Origin of the sequence: Tissierella pigra, assembly GCF_018917845.1 — a bacterium.
Lineage (GTDB): Bacteria > Bacillota > Clostridia > Tissierellales > Tissierellaceae > Tissierella > Tissierella pigra.
Genome location: NZ_JAHLPJ010000001.1, coordinates 418,238 through 441,150, shown reverse-complemented (window position 1 = coordinate 441,150; position 22,913 = coordinate 418,238). Strand labels below are relative to the sequence as shown.

Sequence of the window (22,913 nt, the reverse complement as noted above, 5' to 3'; positions counted from 1 at the left end):
TTCAAAAACAATTATATGCAGGATATAATTACCCTGCATATAACTTAATAGTAAATTGATTCTAATATTAACATAAAGTAATTATCAGTATTTGAATCTATTGGTTCAAAATCTGCCCTTATTCCCATGGCTTTTTCTGAAAAATCATCTAAGAATTGTTTATTTAATATATCTTTATTTAATTCTAAATCATTTTCTATTATATATTTAGCCAACTCAATTTCAAACTTAGGTACATAAATTTGGGAAGGCATCGCCCAACCAGATAATCTACCTGTCATTTCAGCTTCTGCAGCCTTTTCAGTTATCATAGCATTTATCTTATCATAGTTTCCTAAGTCTTCAGCTTCTATTTCTAAATTCATTACTGTAGGATATGCCTGTGTAGGTGTAGGACAACATTGTTCAGCTACAGTAAACTTTAATTTTAGTGCCTCATCTAAAATTACATCATACATTGGACAATTACTACCAAAAATATTTGTATCTGCACCATATTTTCCTATTTGTCTTGGTATGTCTTCCCTTAAAAATTGTTGCATGGCAGCTGGCCCATCTCCAGTTTGTGGATCTGGAGTAATTATTTCTACAAATTCTAATCCTAATTCTTTACAGGTCTTTTCCATGGCTTCTTTTCTTGCTGCAACAGCTTCCTTAGCCAAATGTGTTGGGAATGAATAGTGTATAAATGTTTTTGCTCCCATTTCCTTAGCCTTAGTCGGTATAGTTACACCACGTCTTTCCCAATCCGTCGAAAAGTTTAAATCTATATATTTTGCCATTAATTCTGGTTCATCCATCATAGTAGCTATGGTAAGTATATCTGATCTTTTTTCCTTAATTTTTTCAAAGGCTGGTAATAACCCTGACTGACCTGAGTTTACAATTATAGCCTTCATATCTGGATCATCAGCTAAACTTAAAATTTGAGAAATACCTGTTTCTAATTCTGCATTGAAATTTTCTGGTAAAGTAATATGTTTTACCATATCTGGATACTTTTCTACCATTTCAGCTCCTGCTCTAAATTCATCTTCAGAAGTTGATAATGTTGGTGTTACAATTCCAATTTTAAAGGCCTTATTACTTTCTTCATTATTGGCAGCTTGTTCAACATTTCCTGCTACATCTTGTACTACTTCTTTATCTACATCTTTAGTTTGACATGCAGTTAAAGACATGACTAATACTAAAGATAAAACAAGTACAATTATTTTTTTCATCCTTTGTTTCCTCCTTGACTTTAGTTTGTTATTTATCAACCATACCAATTATATCTACTTATTTAAATACTGTGAAATTAAAAATATCTATAATAAAATAGCAACTATAGATAAACAACATTAACAACTCCGATTTTCAGTGCATAGCACCAAAAATCGGAGTTATTATATCATTTCCAAAAAGGCATTTATTCTTGTATTTATCTGACCAACATCTAGTTTTGAATAGTCTGTTTCAATATATAGATATGGTTTATCCTTCTTCTCTGTTACAAATCTTTTCACATTATATGACTCTACATTAAAAGTATGACAGGCTTGAAGGACTACTTCTATTACTCCATCAATTTCATATTCGTCTATCATTTCATCTAAGGCTTCAAATCTTCTTGGATTTGGAGTCATAACAGAACAGCTTACATTTAAGTATTTTTCCGTTAAGGCGTCTATTGGGTCTATGGTTTCATCAACTAAGGTAGCTTTTTCTCTTACTCCACTACAGTTTTCAAAAGCAACTATATCTGCTCCCGAATCTTCTATGGTTTTTAAAACTTTTTCTCTTACTCCTCCTACGGGACATCCAGTAATAAGTATTCTTGGTCTGCTGGACTTTGTTCCCTTTAGCTGATTTTCATATTTATCTCTTAACTCTTTTGTTCTTTCTTCTATAAAATCACATTGAGCTTTTCTATCAAATTGAAAACCTAAGGCTTCCATGGTTTCATTTACTTCACGACCTGATATTGGAGATGGATTTAATTTACCTAATTCATAAAAATCCAATAATACTTTCCTCTCCCTATTTCTTTCCTTTATTTCTTCTCTTAATATTTCATCTGTAATTTCTATATTAAATTTTTCCTCTAGTACTTCCTTTAGCCTAACCAATTCCTCTCTCCAATACCTAAATCCATGTTCTTTATCTTGTCCTTGAGGCAAGTGCATAACATGGGTAGGCCTTAGCTCATTTAATAGCTCGTACATCTTTTTCTTACCATCACAGGTTGTCTCTCCAACTATTAAGTCTGAGAAATAAAAATATGGACAGGTGTCTGATACTGCAAATCCATAACTAGATTTTATAAGTGGACAAAGATTTTTAGGTAAATGTTTTTCTGCATGATGTATTGGTACATCAGAAGTACCACATAGACTAACTGCTACAGCTCCTGCAGCATGAATAAGTTCAATAGGTGTATATGTACAAAACACTCCAACTACTGGTGTTCCCTTCTCCTTTAGAGCCTTTACCTTTAAAAATCCCTCTCTCCTTGCCTCTTCATAATTCTCGAAATTCTCTGGTAATTTTAACATAAGGTCACTCCTCTATAATTTCTCATATTATTATATAAGAGTAATGGAGATATAATCAAATAAGAGTTTCTTATAATAGATGTTTTAGTATAGAAAAACTAAATAACTCCGATTTTCAGTAACTAGTACCAAAAATCGGAGTTATTTATCTGTATTTCATATGTACTGCTTCTCCATTATTTCTTATTAGTTGGATTTCAGCCATTATACTCATTGCTATATCTTCTGGACTTCCACCAGATATTTTTAGGCCTATGGGGGCATATATTTTATCTAAGTCTTCTTTAGATATTCCCTTTTCTTCTAAACTCTTCATCATAGTTATTACCTTTTTCTTAGAACCCATGGCTCCAATATATTTTGCATTACTATTTGCTACTGCTTCTATGGCTTCTTCATCATAAGCATGACCTCTAGTAACTATAACAATATAGGTATTATCATCTATAGGGTATTTCTTTAAGTTTTCTTTTATATCACCTAAAACCAATTCATGGGCTAAAGGAAATCTTTCTTCATTTAGAAATTCTTCCCTGTCATCAAATATTACTGTATTAAAACCTAAAAAATTAGCAAGGTCATATATAGAATATCCCACATGACCTCCACCAGCAATTAATAGCTTTGGTTTTTGTTTATATACGTCTATAAATACATCTACTTCTCCACCACAAATCATTCCTAACCCTTCTGAATTTAATGGAAGATTTATACCATAACTCTTTCCTTCTTTTATGGCTTCAATGCATAATTCTATAATCTTTTTTTCCAGTTTTCCACCACCAATAGTACCATGAATAGTTCCATCCTCTAATACTGCCATATTTGTTCCCTCTCTCCTTGGAGCAGAGCCTTCGGCTTTAGTAATAGTTGCTATAGCTAAGTCTTTTCCATTTTCTATATACTCTAAAGCCTTTTTCATTACAAACAAATCCGCCATATTAAATTCCCCTTTCCATTTTCAAATACTGTATTCCTTCTAATACTCCACCGGCAATAGCCATAGCCTTATCTGAAATGGTAAAGGCATAGTCTCTTATTCCCCTAGGATCAATATCTCCTATTTTTAATCCCTTTGGTACCTTTAGACCTTCCTTTATCATTCCTCTAAGTATACCTGGTATCTGAGCCTTTACATGGACATTTCCTACTTTGCAAATTATATCTCCTACTTCTACAGTATCTCCTATGTTACAAAATGTTTCTACCATTCCACTATCCAGCGCTCTAACTATTCTTTCTTCCCTATATCCCATTGTTTCTCCTGGTATTCCTGTATTCTCTATTGCTTTTCCCTTATATATAACTTTTCCCAAATAATGTCCTCTTTTACTTTCTACTACTAAATCAACATCTACTCCTGCTTCAAATCCTGGACCTACTCCTATGGTTATGGGAGCCATTGCCCTATTGGTTCCCAAATTTTTCTTGGCAATAATAGCATCTACTACTGCTAAAGGCCTTATTTCTTTTATAATATCTCCCTTTTCGTCTATATATACAGGAATACAATTTCTATTTAAGATTTCATAAATATCTTCTATATCCCTTCCCAATATAGCCTTAACTCCTTCTACTGTTATTTCTCCATTATATACAGCTTCACTAAAGGCTACAGTTCGTCTAATGGCCAAAGGTCTATCTATATCTAAAATTATAACCTTATATCCTGATTTAAATAATCTGTATGCAATTCCAGTGGCTAAATCTCCACCACCTCTTATGACTATGGTATTCATTATTATCACCTTCTATTATAAGATATTGCCCTTATCTCTTTTTTGATATTTTCCAGTAGGTGTAGAATTTACTATTTTTTCTTTTTCGACTATTAACTGTCCTCTTAAAAATATATATTCAAATCTTCCATATTGTGTAAATCCCTCATATAGATTGTAATCTACATTTTGAACTTGTTCTTCTGCATTTATAATGGATTTATACTCTGGATTAAATATTACAATATCAGCGTCACTTCCTTCTTTAATTACACCTTTATTAGGATATAATCCAAATATCTTTGCAGGATTTTCTGAAAGAACTTCCACTAGTTTCTCAATTGTAATTTTATTTTTTCTGACACCATATGTGTATATGAGCTTAAATCTATTTTCTACACCAGGTGCCCCATTGGGAATTTTAGTAAAATCATCTATACCTAATTCCTTTTGCACCTTGTAATTGAAAGCACAATGGTCTGTGGCTACTACATCTATTTCTCCTAGTTTGATTCCATTCCACAGGACTTCATTGCTTTCCATATCCCTTAGGGGAGGTGACATTACATACTTTGCTCCTTCAAAAGAGTCTTTCCCTTTAGGTAAATAATAATCTTTATTTAGTAATAAATACTGTGGGCAGGTTTCTACTATTATCTTTTGCCCTCTTTCCTTAGCTCTTTCTATTTCCTTATATCCTTCTTTTGAGCTTAAATGAACAATATATACAGGAGTGTCTACTATTTCTGCAATGGAAGTAAGTCTTGATATAGCTTCTCTTTCTAAGGATGGGGGTCTTGTCTCCATATGAAATATGGGTTCTGTATTTCCGTTTAATATGGCTTCTTCCCTAAGTTTATCTATTAAATTTCCATTTTCACAATGAAAGGATATTAAAGTTCCCAGTTCTTTAGACTTTTTTAAGGCTTCATATATAGCTCTATCATCAACTTGTAAATCCTTATATGCAAAAAACATTTTAAAGGAAGTTATACCCTCTTTCACCATGTACTCCATTTCCTTTTCTGTTTCTTTATTCCAATCAGATATGGTCATATGGTATCCATAATCGGTATATGTATTATCTTTAGTTTTCTCATTCCACTGATTTAAAGCTTCTCTTAATGTGGAATCTTTCACCTGTTCAGCAAAATCAATAATAGTAGTTGTTCCTCCTGAAATAGCAGCCTTAGTTCCTGTATAGAAGCTATCTGCCACAATTCCACAAGCATCTGCATCAAAATGTGTATGAACATCTATGGCTCCTGGCATTACATAGGAGCCTTTAGCATCTATTATTTCATCTTCAGCTTTAGATATATCAAGTCCTATTTCTACTATTTTTTCTCCCACTATACGAATGTCTTTTTCTAGTATACCTTTTGAGCTTACTATTTTTCCATTAGTTATTATAATCCCCATGGTTTCAACTCCTTAATATACTGCCAGCTAAAATTTTATGATACTTTCCATTATCTATTACTATATTTCCGTTTATTATAACATAATCTATTCCTACTGGATATTGTTTAGATTCTACATAAGTTCCCTTATCTATTATTTCCTCTAGATTAAAAATTACAATATCTGCAAAATAACCTTCTTTTATTTCTCCTCTATCTTTAAGCTTTAAAGTTTCTGCTGGTTTTTTAGTCATTTTATATATGGCTTCTTCTAAAGTTAGAGTTTTTTCTTCCCTTACATATTTACCTAGTACCCTTGGAAAGGAACCATATAATCTTGGATGAGGGTTATCTGATGGCATTCCATCTGTACAAAGATTATGTTCTGGTCTTTTTAATATCTTTATAATATGTTCTTCCAATCCATAAAAATCAACCATATTTACAGAATTCCCCTCATCATAAATAAGGTCAAAGGTTGCATTATAAGGATCTTTATCCATTATCTTTCCTAATTCAATAAGATTTTTACCTATTAGATACTTATTTCTATCCTTATTTACTGAAGTAATAAAGATTTGGTCTAGTCCTGCAAAATCAACAAAATTATCCCATCCCAAAATACCATTTTCTATATCCCTTATTATTCTTTCCCTATTTTCCATACTTTCTAATCTTTCTAAGAGCTTCTCTGTTCCCCCTTCGTGAACCCAAGGTGGTAGTATGACTCCTAGACTAGTGCTTCCTGCCACATAGGGATATTGGTCAAAGGAAACTCTAATGCCTTCTTCTTTAGCTTCTTCCAATAATTCAAAAGCCTTATCTAAATACTTCCAATTATTCTTTCCACATACCTTAAAATGAGAGAAGTGAATTTTCACTCCAGATTCTCTGCCTATTCTAATTACTTCCTTCATAGAATCAATAATGGTATCGGCTTCTGACCTTTGATGTACTGCAAAGATTCCATCAAACTCAGCTACTACTTTGCATATTTCAATTAACTCTTCTGTATCACCATAAACACAAGGAGCATAAATAAGTCCAGTGGAAAGTCCCATGGCTCCACCGTCCATTTCTCTCCTTGTGATTTCTTTCATTTTTTCTAAATCATTGGAACTTGCCTTTCTATTTTCTAATCCAATAACTTCTAGCCTAATATTTCCATGGGGCACTAAATATCCTTGATTTAATCCTATACCTTTTTCTTCCATCATCTTTAAATAGTTTTCTGTAGTTTCATAAGTCCAATCTATTTCATCACTATCTCCATTAAAGGCAACATTGATTTTTCTCCACTGATTAATATATTTCTTAGGTAGTGGAGCCATGGAAAGTCCGTCTTGTCCCAATATTTCAGTAGTTATACCTTGTCTGATTTTTATTTCATTATATGGATTTACAAGTATTTGAGTATCTGAGTGACTATGAGTATCTATGAAGCCAGGAGAGATTACTCTCTCCTTAGCATCAATTACCTTATCAGCATCTTCATCTATATTTCCAATCTTTTTGATTCTATTATCTTCTATTAAAATATCTCCCATAAAGGGTTTATTTAAACTTCCATCTGCAATTAATCCATTTTTTATTAAAATTTTCATCTATTCACCAGCTTTATATTAATTATATGCTTTTTGTAATTCACAAACTTCTAGAGCTTTAGTAGGACATACTGAAGCACAAAGTCCACAATATCTGCATTCTTCTTCATCTAACTCCATAGTCTCATTTAAAGTTCTTGCTTTATATGCACACACTTTTACACAAAGATTACATCTTGTACATTTTTCTTCATTATATATAAATTCAAACTTAGTTCTTTCATTTATATCACCCATATGCTTGTGAACTATGCCACAAGCTTCTTCTATGGAGTTGTATCCTAATCTATGAAGGTGACTTTTGAAGTCGTTAAATAATTTCCCTAGTGAAGCTTCTCCCTTTAATATAGGTAGAGTACACACTCCTATGAAATTAGCTCCTGCCATTACCATTTCCACTGCATCACTACCTGTCATACAGCCACCTAATCCAATGATTGGCACATTTACCTTTCTTCTGATCTCATAGATTTTGTGAAGAGTAATTGGCTTTATAACTTCACCTGTTAACCATCCGAATCCATTTCCTCCAAGTAATGGTTTGCCAGTTTCTATATCTATTCTAAAAGCTGGCCCTACTGAATCACAAGCAGTAATAGCATCTACTCCTGCCTCTTCTAACTCCTTACAGAAGTCTCCTATATTATCAATCATAGGTGGTAGTTTTGCTATAACTGGAATATTAACTCTTTTCTTTGTATCCTTAACCATTGGAATAAGGTCTGTATAATCATAGGATACTAACTCGATTATATCTGCTCCTGCCCTTTCTACTTTTTCTACTAATTCACTACTCTCTTCCAGTGTATGGCCAACTGATGCTATTGTCACAACTCCCATTTCCTTTAGTTTTGGAAGTTCTTCATTTATCCATCTCTCTGGCTCAAAATCTGTCCATTTCTCATTATTTATAAGAGAATTATTTGTACTTCTTACCATATGAGGTGCTGGGTTTATTGCTCTTTCTTTTCTAATTGTCTTTGTAACTACTGCCCCTGCCCCTGCGTCTAATAATCTTTTCATAGATTCTGCATTATATGATAAAGGACCTGACCCTATTATAATTGGTGATTTTAGCTCAATGCCTAATAAATTGTACATTTAGTTTCCTCCTTTAATTTACACGATTCTAGAACTTCCAGAATTCTTCTGCTACTGTTCTCATTTCTTTTCTTATTTCTTCCTTATCTATACCTTTCAGTTTTCTATCTTCCAATACTGGATTTCCATCTATATAAACACTATGGATAAATTCCTTTTGTCCATGTACTACTATTTGGTCAAATATATTATCTATTGTAACGGGAGTCTTAAATCTGTCTTCAAGAATTATGAAATCTGCTTTATTTCCTTTAACTAACTTCCCTGTATTATTCCATCCAAGTACTTTAGCACCATATTCTGTTGCCATTTGAAAAACCTTATTGGCTGGCATTACAGAAGCATCCTCTTTGCTTGCCTTATGAAGTAAAAATGCTGATTTCATTACAGTGAAAAAGTCATTTATATATCCATCAGTTCCAAGGGCCACTTCTACTCCAGCCTCTAATAAATCTGGTATTGGAGCAAACCCTCCTTCTACCTCACAATTACTTAAAGGCATATGAACTACCTTAACACCTTTTTCCTTTAAAATCTTGATTTCATCTTTATCTAACTTTACACATTGAGATGCTAAAACATTTTCATTCAATAGTCCTAAATCATTTAAATAATTCACTGGTCTTTTCCCATAATCTTTTAAACAATGGTTTACCTCGTATATACTTTCAGATAAATGAAATTGCCATGGTGCTTCTAGACTATTTGCCTTTTCTTGAGCTAGTTTTAAAAACGTATCTGAGCAAGTGAAAGTAGTATGTGTACACATAATTCCACTAATATTTTTACTATTTTCTCTACTCCATTTTATTAATGATTCATTTTCCTCTAAGCATTTAACTCCATTATCATAACTTATTCTTTCGCAGCTTTCTAAGGAAAGTACAGCCTTCATTCCTATTTCCTCTAGAATCTTTCCTTGTTCTATTAAAGTACCTTCTTCAGTATTTGGTGCTTCTAATGTATCGCAAAACCCTATTACTCCCGATTCTATAAGTTCAATTGCTGAAGCCTTAGTCGTTGCCTTTACTTCCTTTAATCCGATTCTATTCTCTATAAAAGGCCACCAATAATCCCATAAAAATCCTTCAAAGTCTTTGAACTCCACATTGGCAGGTATTCCCCTTGAAAGAACACCATATTGGTGCATATGTCCATTTATAAATCCTGACATAATAATAGAATCGGATTTATCTATGACTCTTACATTGGGATATTTGCTTTCTACTTCATTATTTGGTAATAATTCTACTATATTTTCTCCCTCTATCACTAGAGAATAATCTATATAAATATCTTCTGCTGAAGCTATTAAGTATTTACTTTTAATAATTAACATTGAGAACCTCCTAACCCCTTTGGTTTCTTAATTCTTTCATACCCTTATAAACTTTTTCTGAAGTTATAGGCAAATCTCTTATATACACACCTACAGCATTATAAATAGCATTGGATATAGCTGGTGGTGGTGTATGAACTGCTGATTCAGCAATGGATTTTGCTCCAAAAGGTCCTGTTGGTTCATAGTCACACTGAAATTCTACAGTTATATTGCCTATATCTTTCTTAGTAGGAACATTGTATTGAAGGAAACTGTCTGTTATTAGTTTTCCTTCATCGGTATATTTCACATCCTCAAACATTGCTAAACCTATACCTTGAGTTAATCCGCCTTCCAACTGAATTTTTGCCAAAGCTGGATTAATTACTGTTCCACAGTCTGCTACTACTACATAATTAACAAGTTCTACTTCTCCAGTAAATGTATCCACCTCTACCTCGGCAAATCCTGCTAAAAAAGGTCTTGGAGTATAATCAGTTCCATAAGTGGCATCTGCCATTAAAACCTCTGCATCTTGACCTACTACAGCTTCTTCACCTATTGTCCTTAAAAGTATAAACATACTTTCATCTTCTCTATGTCTTACTCTGTCCTTTTCAAGAACCAAATCTATACTTGCCATATTAAGTTTTTTAGATGCCTTGTCTATTATTTTTGACTTTAATTTTTCTGCTGCTCTTACTACTGCATTTCCAGTTACATAAGTCGTAGATGAAGCATATGCCCCTGTATCATAAGGACAAGCATCTGTATCTCCCACATGAATATTTACTCTATCCATATCTGTATTTAAGGCATGAGCCGCTATTTGACAAAGTATGGTATCTGATCCTGTGCCTAAATCTGAAGAAGCAGTAAATAGTCTATATGTTCCATCTTCTTCTAATCTCATAAGTACAGAAGCCGCATCTATTCCCGAAATTCCTGAACTATGAATGGCAGTAGCCATACCTATTCCTCTAACCTTATTAGGTGATATTTCTTTCCTAGGATATTTTTCATCCCATCCTATTAATTTTTTTCCTCTTTCTATACATTTTTCTATATTGAAACTTTTAATAGTTTGAGGAATAATTCCTCCTACAGCACCTTTTCTTATGGTATTTTTTAATTTTAGTTCTATAGGGTCCATTCCCAATTCAATAGCCAATTCGTTTATGGCTGAATCCATGGCAAAGCTACCTTGAGTTGCGCCATATCCTCTTAAAGCTCCTGATGCTACCATGTTTGTATAAACAGTTTTTCCCTCAAATTTTATAGCAGGTACTTTGGCATATAGGGGTAATGAATTTTGTCCTACTTCCATAGTTACGGCTGGACCATTTGAACCATATGCACCTGTATTATTTAATGCCTTCATATGAATAGCTTTTATATTTCCTTCCTTGTCAGAACCTATTTTTACACTTACTTTTATTGGATGACGAACACTGGTTGCACTAAAGGTTTCTTTTCTGCTTAGTATTAATTTACAAGGTCTTCCAGTCTTTAATGTGGCAAAGGCTACAAAGGGTTCTGTAATTGCCACATTCTTTCCACCAAAACCTCCACCTATCCTTGGTTTTATAACTCTAACTTTTGATAAAGGCAATCCTATAGCTCTAGCTGTTTGTCTTCTCATATGATAGACAGATTGATTTGCTGATATTACATTTATTCTTCCTCTCTCATCAAGATAAGAATAAGCCCTGAGGGTTTCCATCATACAGTGAGCCTGAGCCTGTGTTCGATAAGTTCTTTCCATTATAACTTCACAATTTTTAAATTCCTCTTCTATATCTCCGTGACCATAGTCAAATTCAGATACTATATTTTTCTTATTGTTATATCCAAAGTCGAAGGGAGAAATAACACTATCATCTTCATGGATTCTGATTGTACTATTTTCGGCTTTCTCTGGATCTAATATTGGTTCAAATACTTCATATTCTACTTTTATTAGCTTCTTTGCCTTTTCTGCTGTTTTTTCATCCTCTGCTACTATTATTGCAACTTCATCTCCTACATATCTTACAACTTCTTCTAAAATCAATCTATCATAGGGTGAAGCCTCTGGTAAAGATTCTCCACATTCTGAGTATCTTGTCTGTGGAACATCTTTATAAGTAAAAATATCTACTACTCCAGGTACTTTTTTAGCAATATCTACATTTATATTTTTTATCCTAGCAAATGCGTAGGGACTTCTTAACAGTTTTATTGTCAAAACATCTCTATGAAAAACTAAATCATCTGTATATACAGGCTTCCCGCTTAAAAGGGCTTCGCTGTCTGTTTTTCTTATTCCTTTACCTATCATGATAATCACCTATCTTATTATGAATTCTATTTATAAATCTTTAAATTATAAATAGTTAGTTTTTGTATCAAAGTATAATTTCATGTGCAAAAGTCGATTGGTTTTGAAATACATTCTTTAAATACAAAATTTCTCTTATTCCCTAAATAATTACCCTTACTTTTCATAATGATATCTCCTTTCAGTTTTATGGTATAATATTATATACACATTCTAAACCTACGAGTCCCTTAAAATCTCAAGAACCCCCAGCCTATCATTGAATAAAGCTCAATAGTTTTTATTTAATATTCTATAGTCATTTTCTAAGCCATTGGAAAATGACTATAGACTTATTTTTAAAAGTTAAATAGCTTTATTAACAACATTATTTAGTTCTTTTTCCTTCATTGCTTTATAAACCTTCTCTGGTGTTATTGGTAAATCTCTTATTTGTACTCCTACTGCATTGTAAATAGCACTTGCTATTGCTGGTGATGGAGTATGAGTTACTATTTCTCCAAGGGATTTAGCACCAAACGGCCCTGTTGGTTCATATTGCGGTTGGAATTCTACTGTTATATTTCCTATATCTTTTCTATTTGGCACATTATAGTTCATAAAATTATTGGTCATAAGTTTTCCAGTATCTGAATGAATTACCTCCTCAAACATTGCCATACCTATACCTTGAGTCAATCCCCCTTCCGCCTGAATCTTTGCCAAATTAGGATTTATAACGGTTCCACAATCAATAACTGCCACATAATCTACAAGTTTTACTTCTCCTGTGATTTTGTCAACTTCCACTTCAGCAAATCCAGCCATTATTGGTCTAGGACTTTCAGTTATTCCCGAACTTGCACTGGCTATTAAAATTGGATAATCTGGTCCTGCTTGGGAATCTTCAGCCAATGTTTGTAGTGTTACAAACACATCTTCATTTCCTCTTAAACAAACCCTATCTTCCTTTAGTTCTAGCGTAGCAGCAGGAATATTTAACTTCTTCTCTGCTGACTTTAAAACTAAAGTTTCCATTTCCTTAGCTGCTCTTATAACAGCATTTCCAGAAACATAAGTTGTTGAGGAAGCAAATGCTCCTGTATCATAAGGACAGGCATCTGTATCTCCTGCTAATATTTGAATATTATCTACACTTGTGTTTAAAGCTTCTGCTGCAATCTGAGATAATATTGTATCTGACCCTGTTCCTGTATCCCCTGAACTAGTTAGCATCATATAAGTTCCATCTTCAACTAATCTAATGCTAACTCCTGATTTATCTATACCCGCAACTCCAGAAACATGAGTACCTAATGCCATTCCTATACCTCTGACCTTGTTGTATCCTACTTCTTTTCTTGGATATTTTTCATCCCATCCTATTAATTCTTTTCCTCTTTCTATACATCTTTCTATATTGAAACTTCTAATGGTATTGTGAACAATTCCTCCTACTTCCCCTGCACGAATTGTATTTTTCAGTTTAACTTCTACAGGATCCATATCAAGGGCAACAGATAACTCATTTATTGCTGAATCTAAAGCAAAAGTTCCTTGAGTGGCACCATATCCTCTAAGAGCACCTCCAGGCTGTAAATTTGTATATACAGTTTTACCAGTATACTTTATGGCAGGAACCTTATTATAGGTTGGTAATGAGTTTTGTGCTGCTTCCATGGTGATTATAACTGAATCTCCACCATGAGCCCCTGCATTATTCAAAGAATTTACTTCAATGGCTTTAATATTACCTTCCTTATCTGCTCCAATTTTTACATCAAATATTATGGGATGTCTTGTATTTGTTGAGGTGAATGTTTCATTTCTTGTATATATAAATTTACAAGGTCTTCCTGTTTTCCAAGTAACAAAGGCTGCAAATGGTTCTACTAATGCTATTTTCTTTCCTCCAAAGCCTCCACCAACTCTAGGTTTTATAAGTCTTACCTTTGATGCAGGAATTCCTATGGCTCTGCAAACTTGTCTTCTCATGTGATAAGGAGTTTGGGTAGGAGAAATAATTACTATTCTTCCATTTGCATCTATATAAGTATAAGCCCTGTGAGTTTCTAACATACAATGGGACTGAGCTTGAGTTTTATATGTTCTCTCTATGATTACATCACAGTTTTTAAATTCTTCATCTACATCACCTTTGCCATAATTAAATTCAGAAACTATATTTTTGAGATGATTGTGTCCATAGGGAAATGAACAGAAAATATCTTCTTCAGGATGAATTATTGAACTATGACCCTCTGCAATTCTTGGATCTAATATAGGTTCTAAAACTTCATAATCAACTTTTATTAATTTCAAGGCTTTCTCAGCAGCTTCTTCAGTTTCAGCAGCAACTATTGCAACTTCATCTCCTACATATCTAAGTAATGGTTCTAATAAGCATCTGTCATATGGTGATGCTTCAGTATAGGATTCACAGCATTCTGTAAATCTATTGTAAGGAACATCTTTATAAGTATATATATCTACTACTTCAGGTACTTTTTTTGCAGTTTCTACATCTATATTTCTTATTTTAGCGAAAGCATAGGGACTTCTCAAAGCCTTTAATGTCAAAACATCTTTATGAAAAATCATATCTTCCATATACACAGGTTTACCACTTAATAAAGATTCACTGTCTTTTTTCCTTACACTTTTATTTACCAAATTAGACACCTACCTTACTGTACATTCTGCCTAACAGAGCTTTACTCATATCTTCCCTATATTCTTTGCTTCCACGAATATTAGTACCAAAATGTAGTTCTTCTGGTATAATTTCTACAACTGTTTCTATATCCTCACCATTTTCCAATGCCTTTGCAGCTTTTATGGCTAACTTAGCTCTTTGAGGTCTTGAACCAATAGCAATTCTGTATTGCCCGTTTTCTCCTTTAAAGATTGCTCCATTTATAATGGGAAAATCTCCAGTTGATTTTCTAATGCAATCATATACTGCCATACCTTTTTTCTTAGGTAATATAACTTCTACTAATATATCTCTTTCAAAGTCTCTTTCTAAAAACCCATCTAAGTTCATTACTCCACCTTTATAAAGTCTTACCTTTGCATCTAAAACCAATAGGGATGGTAATAAATCGGAAAATCCATATCTAGAAAATACACTTGCCCCAACCTTAGCCATATTTCTAAACTGTACTCCCACAATATTTGAAACACCTTGACTAATTACTCCACCACAGTAATTTTTAATTATATCATTAATTTCTAAAGCTCTTAAAGAAGTTTCTGCTCCTATTAGTATTTCATCTTCAGTTTCAGTAATATAATCTAAGGATAAATTACATAAATCTATTGCCTTATTTACTGCTCTTGAACCCATTTTAATAAATCCAAAACCACCTAAAATCAAGTTAGTTCTTCCAGACATTAGTATTTCATATGCTTCTTCTAAACTTTCAGGTGCAACATATTCTTTTATGGTAATCATTTTCTTCCCCCTTCCCTATTTAGGTTAGTGTAAACCTATTTATATAATTAATAGATCTATACTCTGTATTATCAAGGGTTTCAAAGTTTTTTTAAAACAAAAAACAATGACCCCCCTTTTTTTGGTATAATTGAGTCGCTAAACAAACAAATATCCAACGAAAGGTGTGTCATTGTGGACTCAATTATATCATATTTACTTTTATATAATCAATTTTTAATTTCGACTATTCGCCATTTAGTTTTATTTATTGTTAGAAATATTCCTTTACAAGATTTTAAAGATAATCATTTTAGCCCTAAATATCAAAAGTTTACTGTTGATACTGTACCAATTATTAAAAAACTTGAAACTCTTGACTACAAAACTCTTTTATCTGAATACAAAACTGAGAATGGAAAAGAGTTAAAACCTATTAAGTCACGTGGTGGTAAGTCTGTGTCTTCTGATGCTATATGCCCTCGCTGTGGTGCTCCTCATAATTATCTTTACGATAACAATGGTGGACGCGGTCAGCTTCTTTGCAAGGTTTGTGACTTTAGATTCAACAAGGATAAGGATGATTTCAGTTCTAATACTCTTGTTTGCCCTTATTGTGGCCGTGCCCTTGCTAAGAAGAAAAGTCGTAAGTTTTTTAATATACATAAGTGTGTTAACCCTAAATGCTCATTTTATCTTGATTCTCTTAAAAAGTTATCTCCTAAGGATCTTGAAGAATTTAAGGAAGATAAACAGAAATTTAAGCTTCACTATATCTACCGTGAATTCACGATTGATTTTTTTAAAGTGGATTTATCTTCTATGCCTAAAGGTTCTTTTAGCCTTGATTTCAGAAAGTTTTCTCCTCATGTAATGGGACTTTGCCTTACTTACCATGTTAACCTTGGTTTATCTACTAGAGCTACTGCAAGAGCTTTATGGGAAATTCATCAAGTCAAAATTTCTCATGTTATGGTTAGTAAATATGCTAAAACTGCTGCCACAATTGTTAAACCATTTGTTGATGATTTTGATTACAAACCAACGAATTATCTTGCTGCTGATGAAACTTATGTCAAGATAAAAGGTGTTACCCACTATGTTTGGTTTGTTATGGATGCTCTTAAAAAGTCTATTCTAGGTTATCAAGTATCTAACACTAGAAGTATAGGTCCTTGTATTTTAGCTATGCGTATGGCCTTTGATAAATTTAAAGAGTTTCCAGGACTTAAACTTAATTTTATTTCTGATGGTTACTCAGTTTACAATCTAGCAAAGCAACAATTTTTGCTTAATGATAAAGATTTTAACTTAATCCAAGTCATTGGGCTTACTAACGATGACCCTATTTCAAAAGAATATCGTTGGCTAAAACAAATTATTGAACGTCTGAACAGAACATTTAAGTTCTCTTACCAAGTTACTAATGGCTATGGTAGCGGTGAAGGTTCAGATGCCCATGTAGGCTTGTTTGTTGCTTATTACAACTTTCTTAGACCTCATTCCTATACTTATTGGGAGCCTTTAAACTCTATTAAAGAGCTTGAGGCTATTCCTAATATGCCTGGAAAGTGGCAGAAGCTTATTGAATTATCACAAAGACACATTTTAGCAAATCAAGCTTCTTAAAGACTTTTGCAAACTTTTCCTTCAACCTCAAAGCTTTTTAAACAATCGGTTTAATGGCTGTCAAATGGCTCGACCCCAAAGTTTCTGACCTCTTGACTGACATTAAATCTGTATTGTTATGCTCATAAAGAGGTTGGATGGAAAAATCCTTAAAATATCTCTTGTTTTTTATGCTTTTTTTCTTTAAAGTTCTATATTTTTTAGTAAATTTAATTTTATTTAGGCTAAATTCTTTTAATCTAGTTTTCATACTCTAGTTAACACTATTGTTTATTTATGAAACGTTTAAGTAAATCTTTTTCATCATTTCTATTAATCTTAAGACTGTGGTTCTACAGCATTACCAGTATCTTCAGATTTCATGTTAAAAACTATTTGCAATATAAATGCTATTATAGCTCCCAATACTACAGATGAATCTCCAATTAATGTTTGAACCATAGGTGGAAAACCATTAAGAATTCCAGGTACAGAAGTTAATCCTATACCTGCAGCTATGGCAACACCCGCTATTATTCTATTGTCATTTGTAAGGTCCATAGCTAATATTCCTATACCTGCCATTGCAATTTGAGAGAATATTACTAAAGTAGCTCCCCCAATTACTGGTGAAGGAATAGTTGTAACTAATGCTCCTAATTTTGGAGAAACTCCTAATACCAATAAAATAATTGCTGCAATTGCCACGACAAATCTACTTATAACCTTATTCATAGCCACTATTGCTGCATTTTGGCTAAATGCTCCTGAAGGAATAGAACCAAATAAAGATGATATAATAGAACCTATACCGATTCCTATTACTCCAGATGAAAGTTCTTCATCTGTTACTTCTCTGCCTAATCCTCCTATGGTTGCCACTGTATAAGCTCCCATAATATCAGCTATTGCTATAATATAAATTAGTATAAAAGTTATAATAACATCTAATTTAAACTCTATACCAAAAGCCAATGGTTGTGGTAATGCAAACCAAGCAGCACCACTAACTGCTGTAAAATCTACCATATTAAAACCTAGTGCAATAATATATCCTACTAAAATTCCTACTAAAATTGCTGTATCCTTTAATAATCCTTTTCCAAACTTCATTAACATCATTATTATAGTTGCTACAATAATTCCTACTAAAAAGTTCACAGGATTTCCAAAGGTTGGAGAACCTTGACCTCCAGCTAAGTTATTAACTGCTGCTGGAAATAGACCAAGACCCATACAAGTAACTACAGTCCCTGATACAACTGGTGTAAAGAACTTTCTAAACTTTTTTGAAAGTATCCCAAAGAATATCATTGCTATGGCACCTATAATTTGTGCCCCTACAAGAGTCCCTATTCCATGTTGTCCCACAACAGATAGACAGGCTCCTAAAAACACATAATTAGCTCCCATAATTACAGGTAGTTTAGAACCTGTTTTAAATCCTCCAAATAAAGGAATTGGATATAATTGAATAAGTGTTGCTATACCTGCTACTAGCATTGAGCCTTGTATCAACATAGTTGACATGGAACCTGAAAGTCCTACAATACCTGCTATTAATATGGCTGGAACCATATTGCCAACTATCATTGCTAAAAGATGCTGTAACCCTAATGGTAATGACTCTTTTAACGGTGGAATACCGTCAATATCAAATTTTGATGTATTACTTCTGTCTCTCATAAAATCTTCCCCCTCTTAATTTTAAGGTTTTACAATTAAAGTTTCGATTGCTTTAATAAATCTTAGGGTAGAACAGGGAAAGATATCTTTCCCAATGTTCTGTACCTTATGAAACGTTTAAGTAAACTTCTATTTATTTTTTATATTAATACAGACTATTCCACTTATGTCCAGGTCCTTTATTGGTGATTTCTCCTCTTTCACATAGGTTATCTGCTATTTCTTGTACTTTTTTAAGAACTGCTTTTTCATCTTCTACAGTTAATATTTTACTGTCCTCCATAATCATATTTCCATCTACTATTACACCTTCAATATTTTGCATTGATGAAGAATATACTAATGTAGATACTGGATTGTGAAGAGGTATTGCCTTTGGATTTAATAATGGATTAAATATTACTAAATCGGCTTTCTTACCTACTTCTAAAGAACCTATTTCATCTTCCATTCCTACTGCCCTTGCACCATCTATAGTTGCTAATTCCAATACTTTCTCTGCTGATATTGCCAATGGGTCTAAATTGGCTACCTTATGCTGAAGTGCTGTAAGTTTCATTAGTTCAATCATATCTTGAGAGTTGTTACTTGCTGCTCCATCTACTCCTAAGCTTACAGTTATGCCTTTCTTTAACATTTGGGGAACTGGTGCTACTCCTGAAGATAAATACATATTACTTGCAGTATTATGTGAAACCTTCATATCGTATTTTTTAGTAAGTTCCATATCTTCTTCAGTTAAATATACACAGTGCACCATTACTACATTTGGACCAACTATTCCTAATTCCTCTAATAGTTCAATATCTACTTTTCCATGTAATTCTTCTGTTGCTTCCCTATCAAAAGGTGTTTCTGAAATATGAACTGTAAAATGTGAATTATATTCATTAGTTACTTTCCATAACATTTGAAGCATTTCTTTTGTATTTGACCACATGGCAGCAGGTGCTACCCATATTTTAATTCTTCCATTTTCTGAGTTATGGTGTTCTTCAAATAGTCTTCTTACATCTTTTTCTACTGTCTCTACATCCTGCATTATTTCTGTAGGAACTCCAAATTGAGTACCTGTGTTCATACATCCTCTACCAAGAATTCCTCTTATTCCAAGTTCTTTAAAAGCGTCTATGATTCCATCGGAAAGATTTTCTCTATTGTGAGGATACATATAATCTACCATTGTAGTAATTCCACTACGAAGTCCTTCGATACAGCCTTGCATTGCTGCATAGTATGTATCTTCCCTTGTGATGAATTTTGCTGCTGGGAATGTCATTGTTGCTAACCAATCCTTTAATACCATGTCATCTCCTAAACCTTTAAGTAAAGTTTGGAATAAATGATTGTGAGTATTTATGAATCCCGGGAAAATAACTTTACCTTCTGCATCAATTACTTTTTCAGCATCACTATACTCTTTTAAAATATCTTCTGTAGATCCAACTGCCACAATTTTATTATCTTTTATGGCTATGGCACCATCAAAGAATACTTCTCTCTCATTATTGACCGTTACAATGGTAGCGTTTTTTATCAATATATTTATCATCTTATTTCCTCCTTAGATTATCTCTATGACACACTTTACCATACACACACTTTAGTTTGATTTCTACTTATTATATACAGACTTTAATATGCCGTAATATCCTTCTGCACCTTTTTCTAATTGTTCAATCTCAATATACTCATTAATTGTATGGGCTAAGTTTTCTTGAGATGGACCAAAACCTATGGTTTTTATTCCTTTTTCTCCTGCATAGTGGCTTCCATTAGTACAAAATGAATAATTAGTTATTTCTGGATTAAGCCCTGCTTCTTTAAGCCCTTTATATGCTGCTTGAATAAATTCATCTTCTTTATCAAATAACCAGCCTGGGAAAAATCTTTCTCCTGTAATGGTTTCACCTGTATAGCATATTTCAGAACCTACAGCATAACTTACCTTTGCATTTAATTCATCATCTTCCTTCATCATCTCATCAAGAAGTTCTTGTATTGGTGCTATTACTGATTCCTTTGTTTCACCAACTAATAATCTTCTGTCAAAAGTAGCCCTACAATATTCTGGCACTACAGACGCACCGGGATATGGTGATGATTTAATGTCTGTAAGAACTAAAATTCCATCTCCTAACTCCTCATGAGTAGTTGGCTTTAGTTCTTGAATTCTATCTATTATCTTAGCCATTTTATAAACTGAGTTAATTCCCTTTTCTGGATTAGCTGAGTGAGCTGGTTTTCCAAATACTTCTACTACAATTTCTGCTCTGCCTCTTTGACCAATCTTTAAGTTTAACTCTGAAGATTCTCCTATTACAACATAGTTAGGATTTATGGCATCACTTATTTTTCTTGCAGCTACTCCTTCAAATATTTCCTCATGAACTACTCCTGCAACATATATATCACCATCAAACTCTTTATTTGTATCCTCTGCAAAATAAGCAGCAGCTGATATCATAGCACTAACTTGACCTTTCATATCAGATGCTCCACGACCATATATTCTTCCTTCTGAAATTTCTCCACAGAAAGGACCAAACTTCCACTTTGTTTCCTCTGTTACAGGAACAGTATCTATATGACCATCAAATAAAATAGCCTTTCCTTTTCCTGTACCTTTTATATGACCTATTACATTTCCATAGCAATCAACATAACAATCATCATATCCTAAAGCTTCAAAGTTCTTTTTTATTGCTTCTACTACTTTATCTTCTTGACCAGAAACACTAGGACATCTTATTAGTTCTTGGCATAATTTAATTAGTTGTTCTTTTCTTACTTCGTTTAACATTTCCATCCTCCTTAATTTATTTTAATTCTATTACTTTGTACATTCTCCATTCCATACAATACTTCTATACTTATCTGGATCTGTATCTCCCTCTGTACTAAATAATAACACTTTAGAATCTTTATTGAGATTTAATTTTTCTCTTAATTCCTTATACTCATCATTTCTCATGATTTCCACCAATAATCCAGCAGTTACTGCTCCTGATTCTCCTGATATTACATGAGGATCATTTTTCAAAGGACTTCCTAGTATTCTCATACCATTAGCAGCCACCCAATCAGGACAGGATACAAACATACTACTATGATTTTTTAATATTTCCCAGCCTATGGTATTAACCTCTCCACAGGCTAAACCTGCCATTATTGTCTGCATATCTCCACCAACAGCTCTTGCCTCTCCATCTCCAGCCACTGCTGACCTATATAAGCAATCTGCTAAATTTGATTCTACAATTGTAGTAGTAGGGCAGTTGTCCTTATAAATATTGGCAAATACTCCTTGCACCCCTGCAGCCAATGAACCTACACCTGCTTGTAAGAATATATGGGTTGGTCTATCTACTCCTAATTCTCTTAGTTGCTCCACAGCTTCTAAAGCCATTGTTCCATATCCTTGCATAATCCAAGTAGGTATATCTTCATATCCATCCCATGCTGTGTCTTGAACTACTAAACCATTATTTTCTTCAGCATATTTTGCCGCCAGTCTTACGGCATCATCGTAGTTCATATCCTCTACACTAACTGTAGCCCCTTCTTTTCTAATGTTTTCAACTCTAATATCTACTGAACCCTTTGGCATATATACTACTGATTTTTGCTTCAACTGATTGGCAGTCCATGCAACTCCTCTACCATGATTTCCATCTGTTGCTGTTACAAACAACATATCTCCCAGTTGTTTCCTTGTTTCATCTGAAATTAATGTCTTATATCCTAGTTCTGATATGTCTTTTCCTAATTTTTTAGCCATATATTTTGCAATTGCAAAGGATCCGCCAAGAACTTTAAAAGCATTTAATCCAAATCTGTAGGATTCATCCTTTAAATAAATTCCACCAAGTCCTATTTCTTGTGCTAATCCTTGTAAATCTTGTAAAGGTGTTTTTGAATACTCTTTAAAACTTTCATGAAAAGTCCTAGCTTTTTTTATTTCTTCTTCTTTTAAAATCTCAATACAACCTTCTATATCTGATTTAGGCAATTGATTTTCTTTCCATTTTATAAAATGGTCCATTACCTCCACTTCTTCTTTGATTAATATTGACTCCGTCATTTTGTTGCTCCTTTCAAAAATTATTATATTATTCATTATATATTTGCAAATCCTATGCCAGATTTATTTTCAAATAAGATTTTAAAGTTTATTTTCAATCTACAAATGGCTTTAAT

The 22,913-nt window shown here is 33.1% G+C and carries 16 protein-coding genes; 1 reads left to right on the top strand and 15 read right to left on the bottom strand.

Going from position 1 to position 22,913, the window contains the following annotated elements; genetic code table 11:
* Window positions 1-44: 44 nt before the first annotated feature.
* From KQI41_RS02170 to KQI41_RS02120, 11 genes are all read right to left on the bottom strand, one after another.
* Entirely contained in the window at window positions 45-1,223 is a 1,179-nt protein-coding gene (locus tag KQI41_RS02170; protein ID WP_154441892.1) for a DUF3798 domain-containing protein, read from the bottom strand.
* A 165-nt stretch (window positions 1,224-1,388) separates the two neighbouring features.
* A complete protein-coding gene (locus KQI41_RS02165; RefSeq protein WP_154441890.1) occupies window positions 1,389-2,537 on the bottom strand; it encodes a double-cubane-cluster-containing anaerobic reductase in 1,149 nt (382 codons plus the stop codon).
* Between the two features lie 145 nt (window positions 2,538-2,682).
* Window positions 2,683-3,477 (bottom strand): XdhC family protein, encoded by a 795-nt coding sequence (locus KQI41_RS02160; protein WP_216584756.1) that lies wholly within the window; start codon window positions 3,475-3,477, stop codon window positions 2,683-2,685.
* Window position 3,478: 1 nt separating this feature from the next.
* Window positions 3,479-4,276, bottom strand: coding sequence for a selenium-dependent molybdenum cofactor biosynthesis protein YqeB (gene yqeB / locus KQI41_RS02155; RefSeq protein WP_216584755.1), 798 nt, complete (start codon window positions 4,274-4,276; stop codon window positions 3,479-3,481).
* A 15-nt stretch (window positions 4,277-4,291) separates the two neighbouring features.
* Entirely contained in the window at window positions 4,292-5,677 is a 1,386-nt protein-coding gene (gene hydA, locus KQI41_RS02150) for a dihydropyrimidinase (protein ID WP_216584754.1), read from the bottom strand.
* Window positions 5,678-5,681: 4 nt separating this feature from the next.
* Window positions 5,682-7,262, bottom strand: a complete 1,581-nt coding sequence (locus tag KQI41_RS02145) for an N-acyl-D-amino-acid deacylase family protein (protein WP_216584753.1) — start codon at window positions 7,260-7,262, stop codon at window positions 5,682-5,684.
* An 18-nt stretch (window positions 7,263-7,280) separates the two neighbouring features.
* Window positions 7,281-8,363 carry a 4Fe-4S binding protein gene (locus KQI41_RS02140; RefSeq protein WP_216584752.1) on the bottom strand — a complete coding sequence of 361 codons (1,083 nt, stop codon included), beginning with the start codon at window positions 8,361-8,363 and terminating at the stop codon, window positions 7,281-7,283.
* 28 nt (window positions 8,364-8,391) lie between these two features.
* Window positions 8,392-9,702, bottom strand: coding sequence for an amidohydrolase family protein (locus KQI41_RS02135; RefSeq protein ID WP_216584751.1), 1,311 nt, complete (start codon window positions 9,700-9,702; stop codon window positions 8,392-8,394).
* A gap of 10 nt (window positions 9,703-9,712) precedes the next feature.
* Window positions 9,713-12,004, bottom strand: a complete 2,292-nt coding sequence (locus KQI41_RS02130; RefSeq protein ID WP_216584750.1) for a xanthine dehydrogenase family protein molybdopterin-binding subunit — start codon at window positions 12,002-12,004, stop codon at window positions 9,713-9,715.
* A 345-nt stretch (window positions 12,005-12,349) separates the two neighbouring features.
* Complete coding sequence (locus tag KQI41_RS02125; protein WP_216584749.1) at window positions 12,350-14,656, bottom strand: xanthine dehydrogenase family protein molybdopterin-binding subunit; 2,307 nt, start codon at window positions 14,654-14,656, stop codon at window positions 12,350-12,352.
* 1 nt (window position 14,657) lies between these two features.
* On the bottom strand, window positions 14,658-15,440 hold the full coding sequence (locus tag KQI41_RS02120; RefSeq protein WP_216584748.1) for an FAD binding domain-containing protein: 783 nt from the start codon (window positions 15,438-15,440) through the stop codon (window positions 14,658-14,660).
* A 174-nt stretch (window positions 15,441-15,614) separates the two neighbouring features.
* Here KQI41_RS02120 and KQI41_RS19240 point away from each other — a divergent pair, with 174 nt between their 5' ends.
* The gene (locus KQI41_RS19240) at window positions 15,615-17,048 is read left to right on the top strand and encodes a DDE-type integrase/transposase/recombinase (RefSeq protein ID WP_216584747.1); all 1,434 of its coding nucleotides are present in this window, start codon (window positions 15,615-15,617) and stop codon (window positions 17,046-17,048) included.
* A gap of 318 nt (window positions 17,049-17,366) precedes the next feature.
* Here KQI41_RS19240 and KQI41_RS02110 read toward each other — a convergent pair whose 3' ends face one another.
* From KQI41_RS02110 to dpaL, 4 genes are all read right to left on the bottom strand, one after another.
* A complete protein-coding gene (locus tag KQI41_RS02110) occupies window positions 17,367-18,713 on the bottom strand; it encodes a uracil-xanthine permease family protein (RefSeq protein ID WP_216584746.1) in 1,347 nt (448 codons plus the stop codon).
* Window positions 18,714-18,858: 145 nt separating this feature from the next.
* A complete protein-coding gene (locus KQI41_RS02105) occupies window positions 18,859-20,265 on the bottom strand; it encodes an amidohydrolase family protein (protein WP_216584745.1) in 1,407 nt (468 codons plus the stop codon).
* Window positions 20,266-20,328: 63 nt separating this feature from the next.
* A complete protein-coding gene (locus KQI41_RS02100) occupies window positions 20,329-21,516 on the bottom strand; it encodes a YgeY family selenium metabolism-linked hydrolase (protein ID WP_216584744.1) in 1,188 nt (395 codons plus the stop codon).
* A 30-nt stretch (window positions 21,517-21,546) separates the two neighbouring features.
* Entirely contained in the window at window positions 21,547-22,797 is a 1,251-nt protein-coding gene (gene dpaL / locus KQI41_RS02095) for a diaminopropionate ammonia-lyase (RefSeq protein ID WP_244971078.1), read from the bottom strand.
* Between the last annotated feature and the right edge of the window lie 116 nt (window positions 22,798-22,913).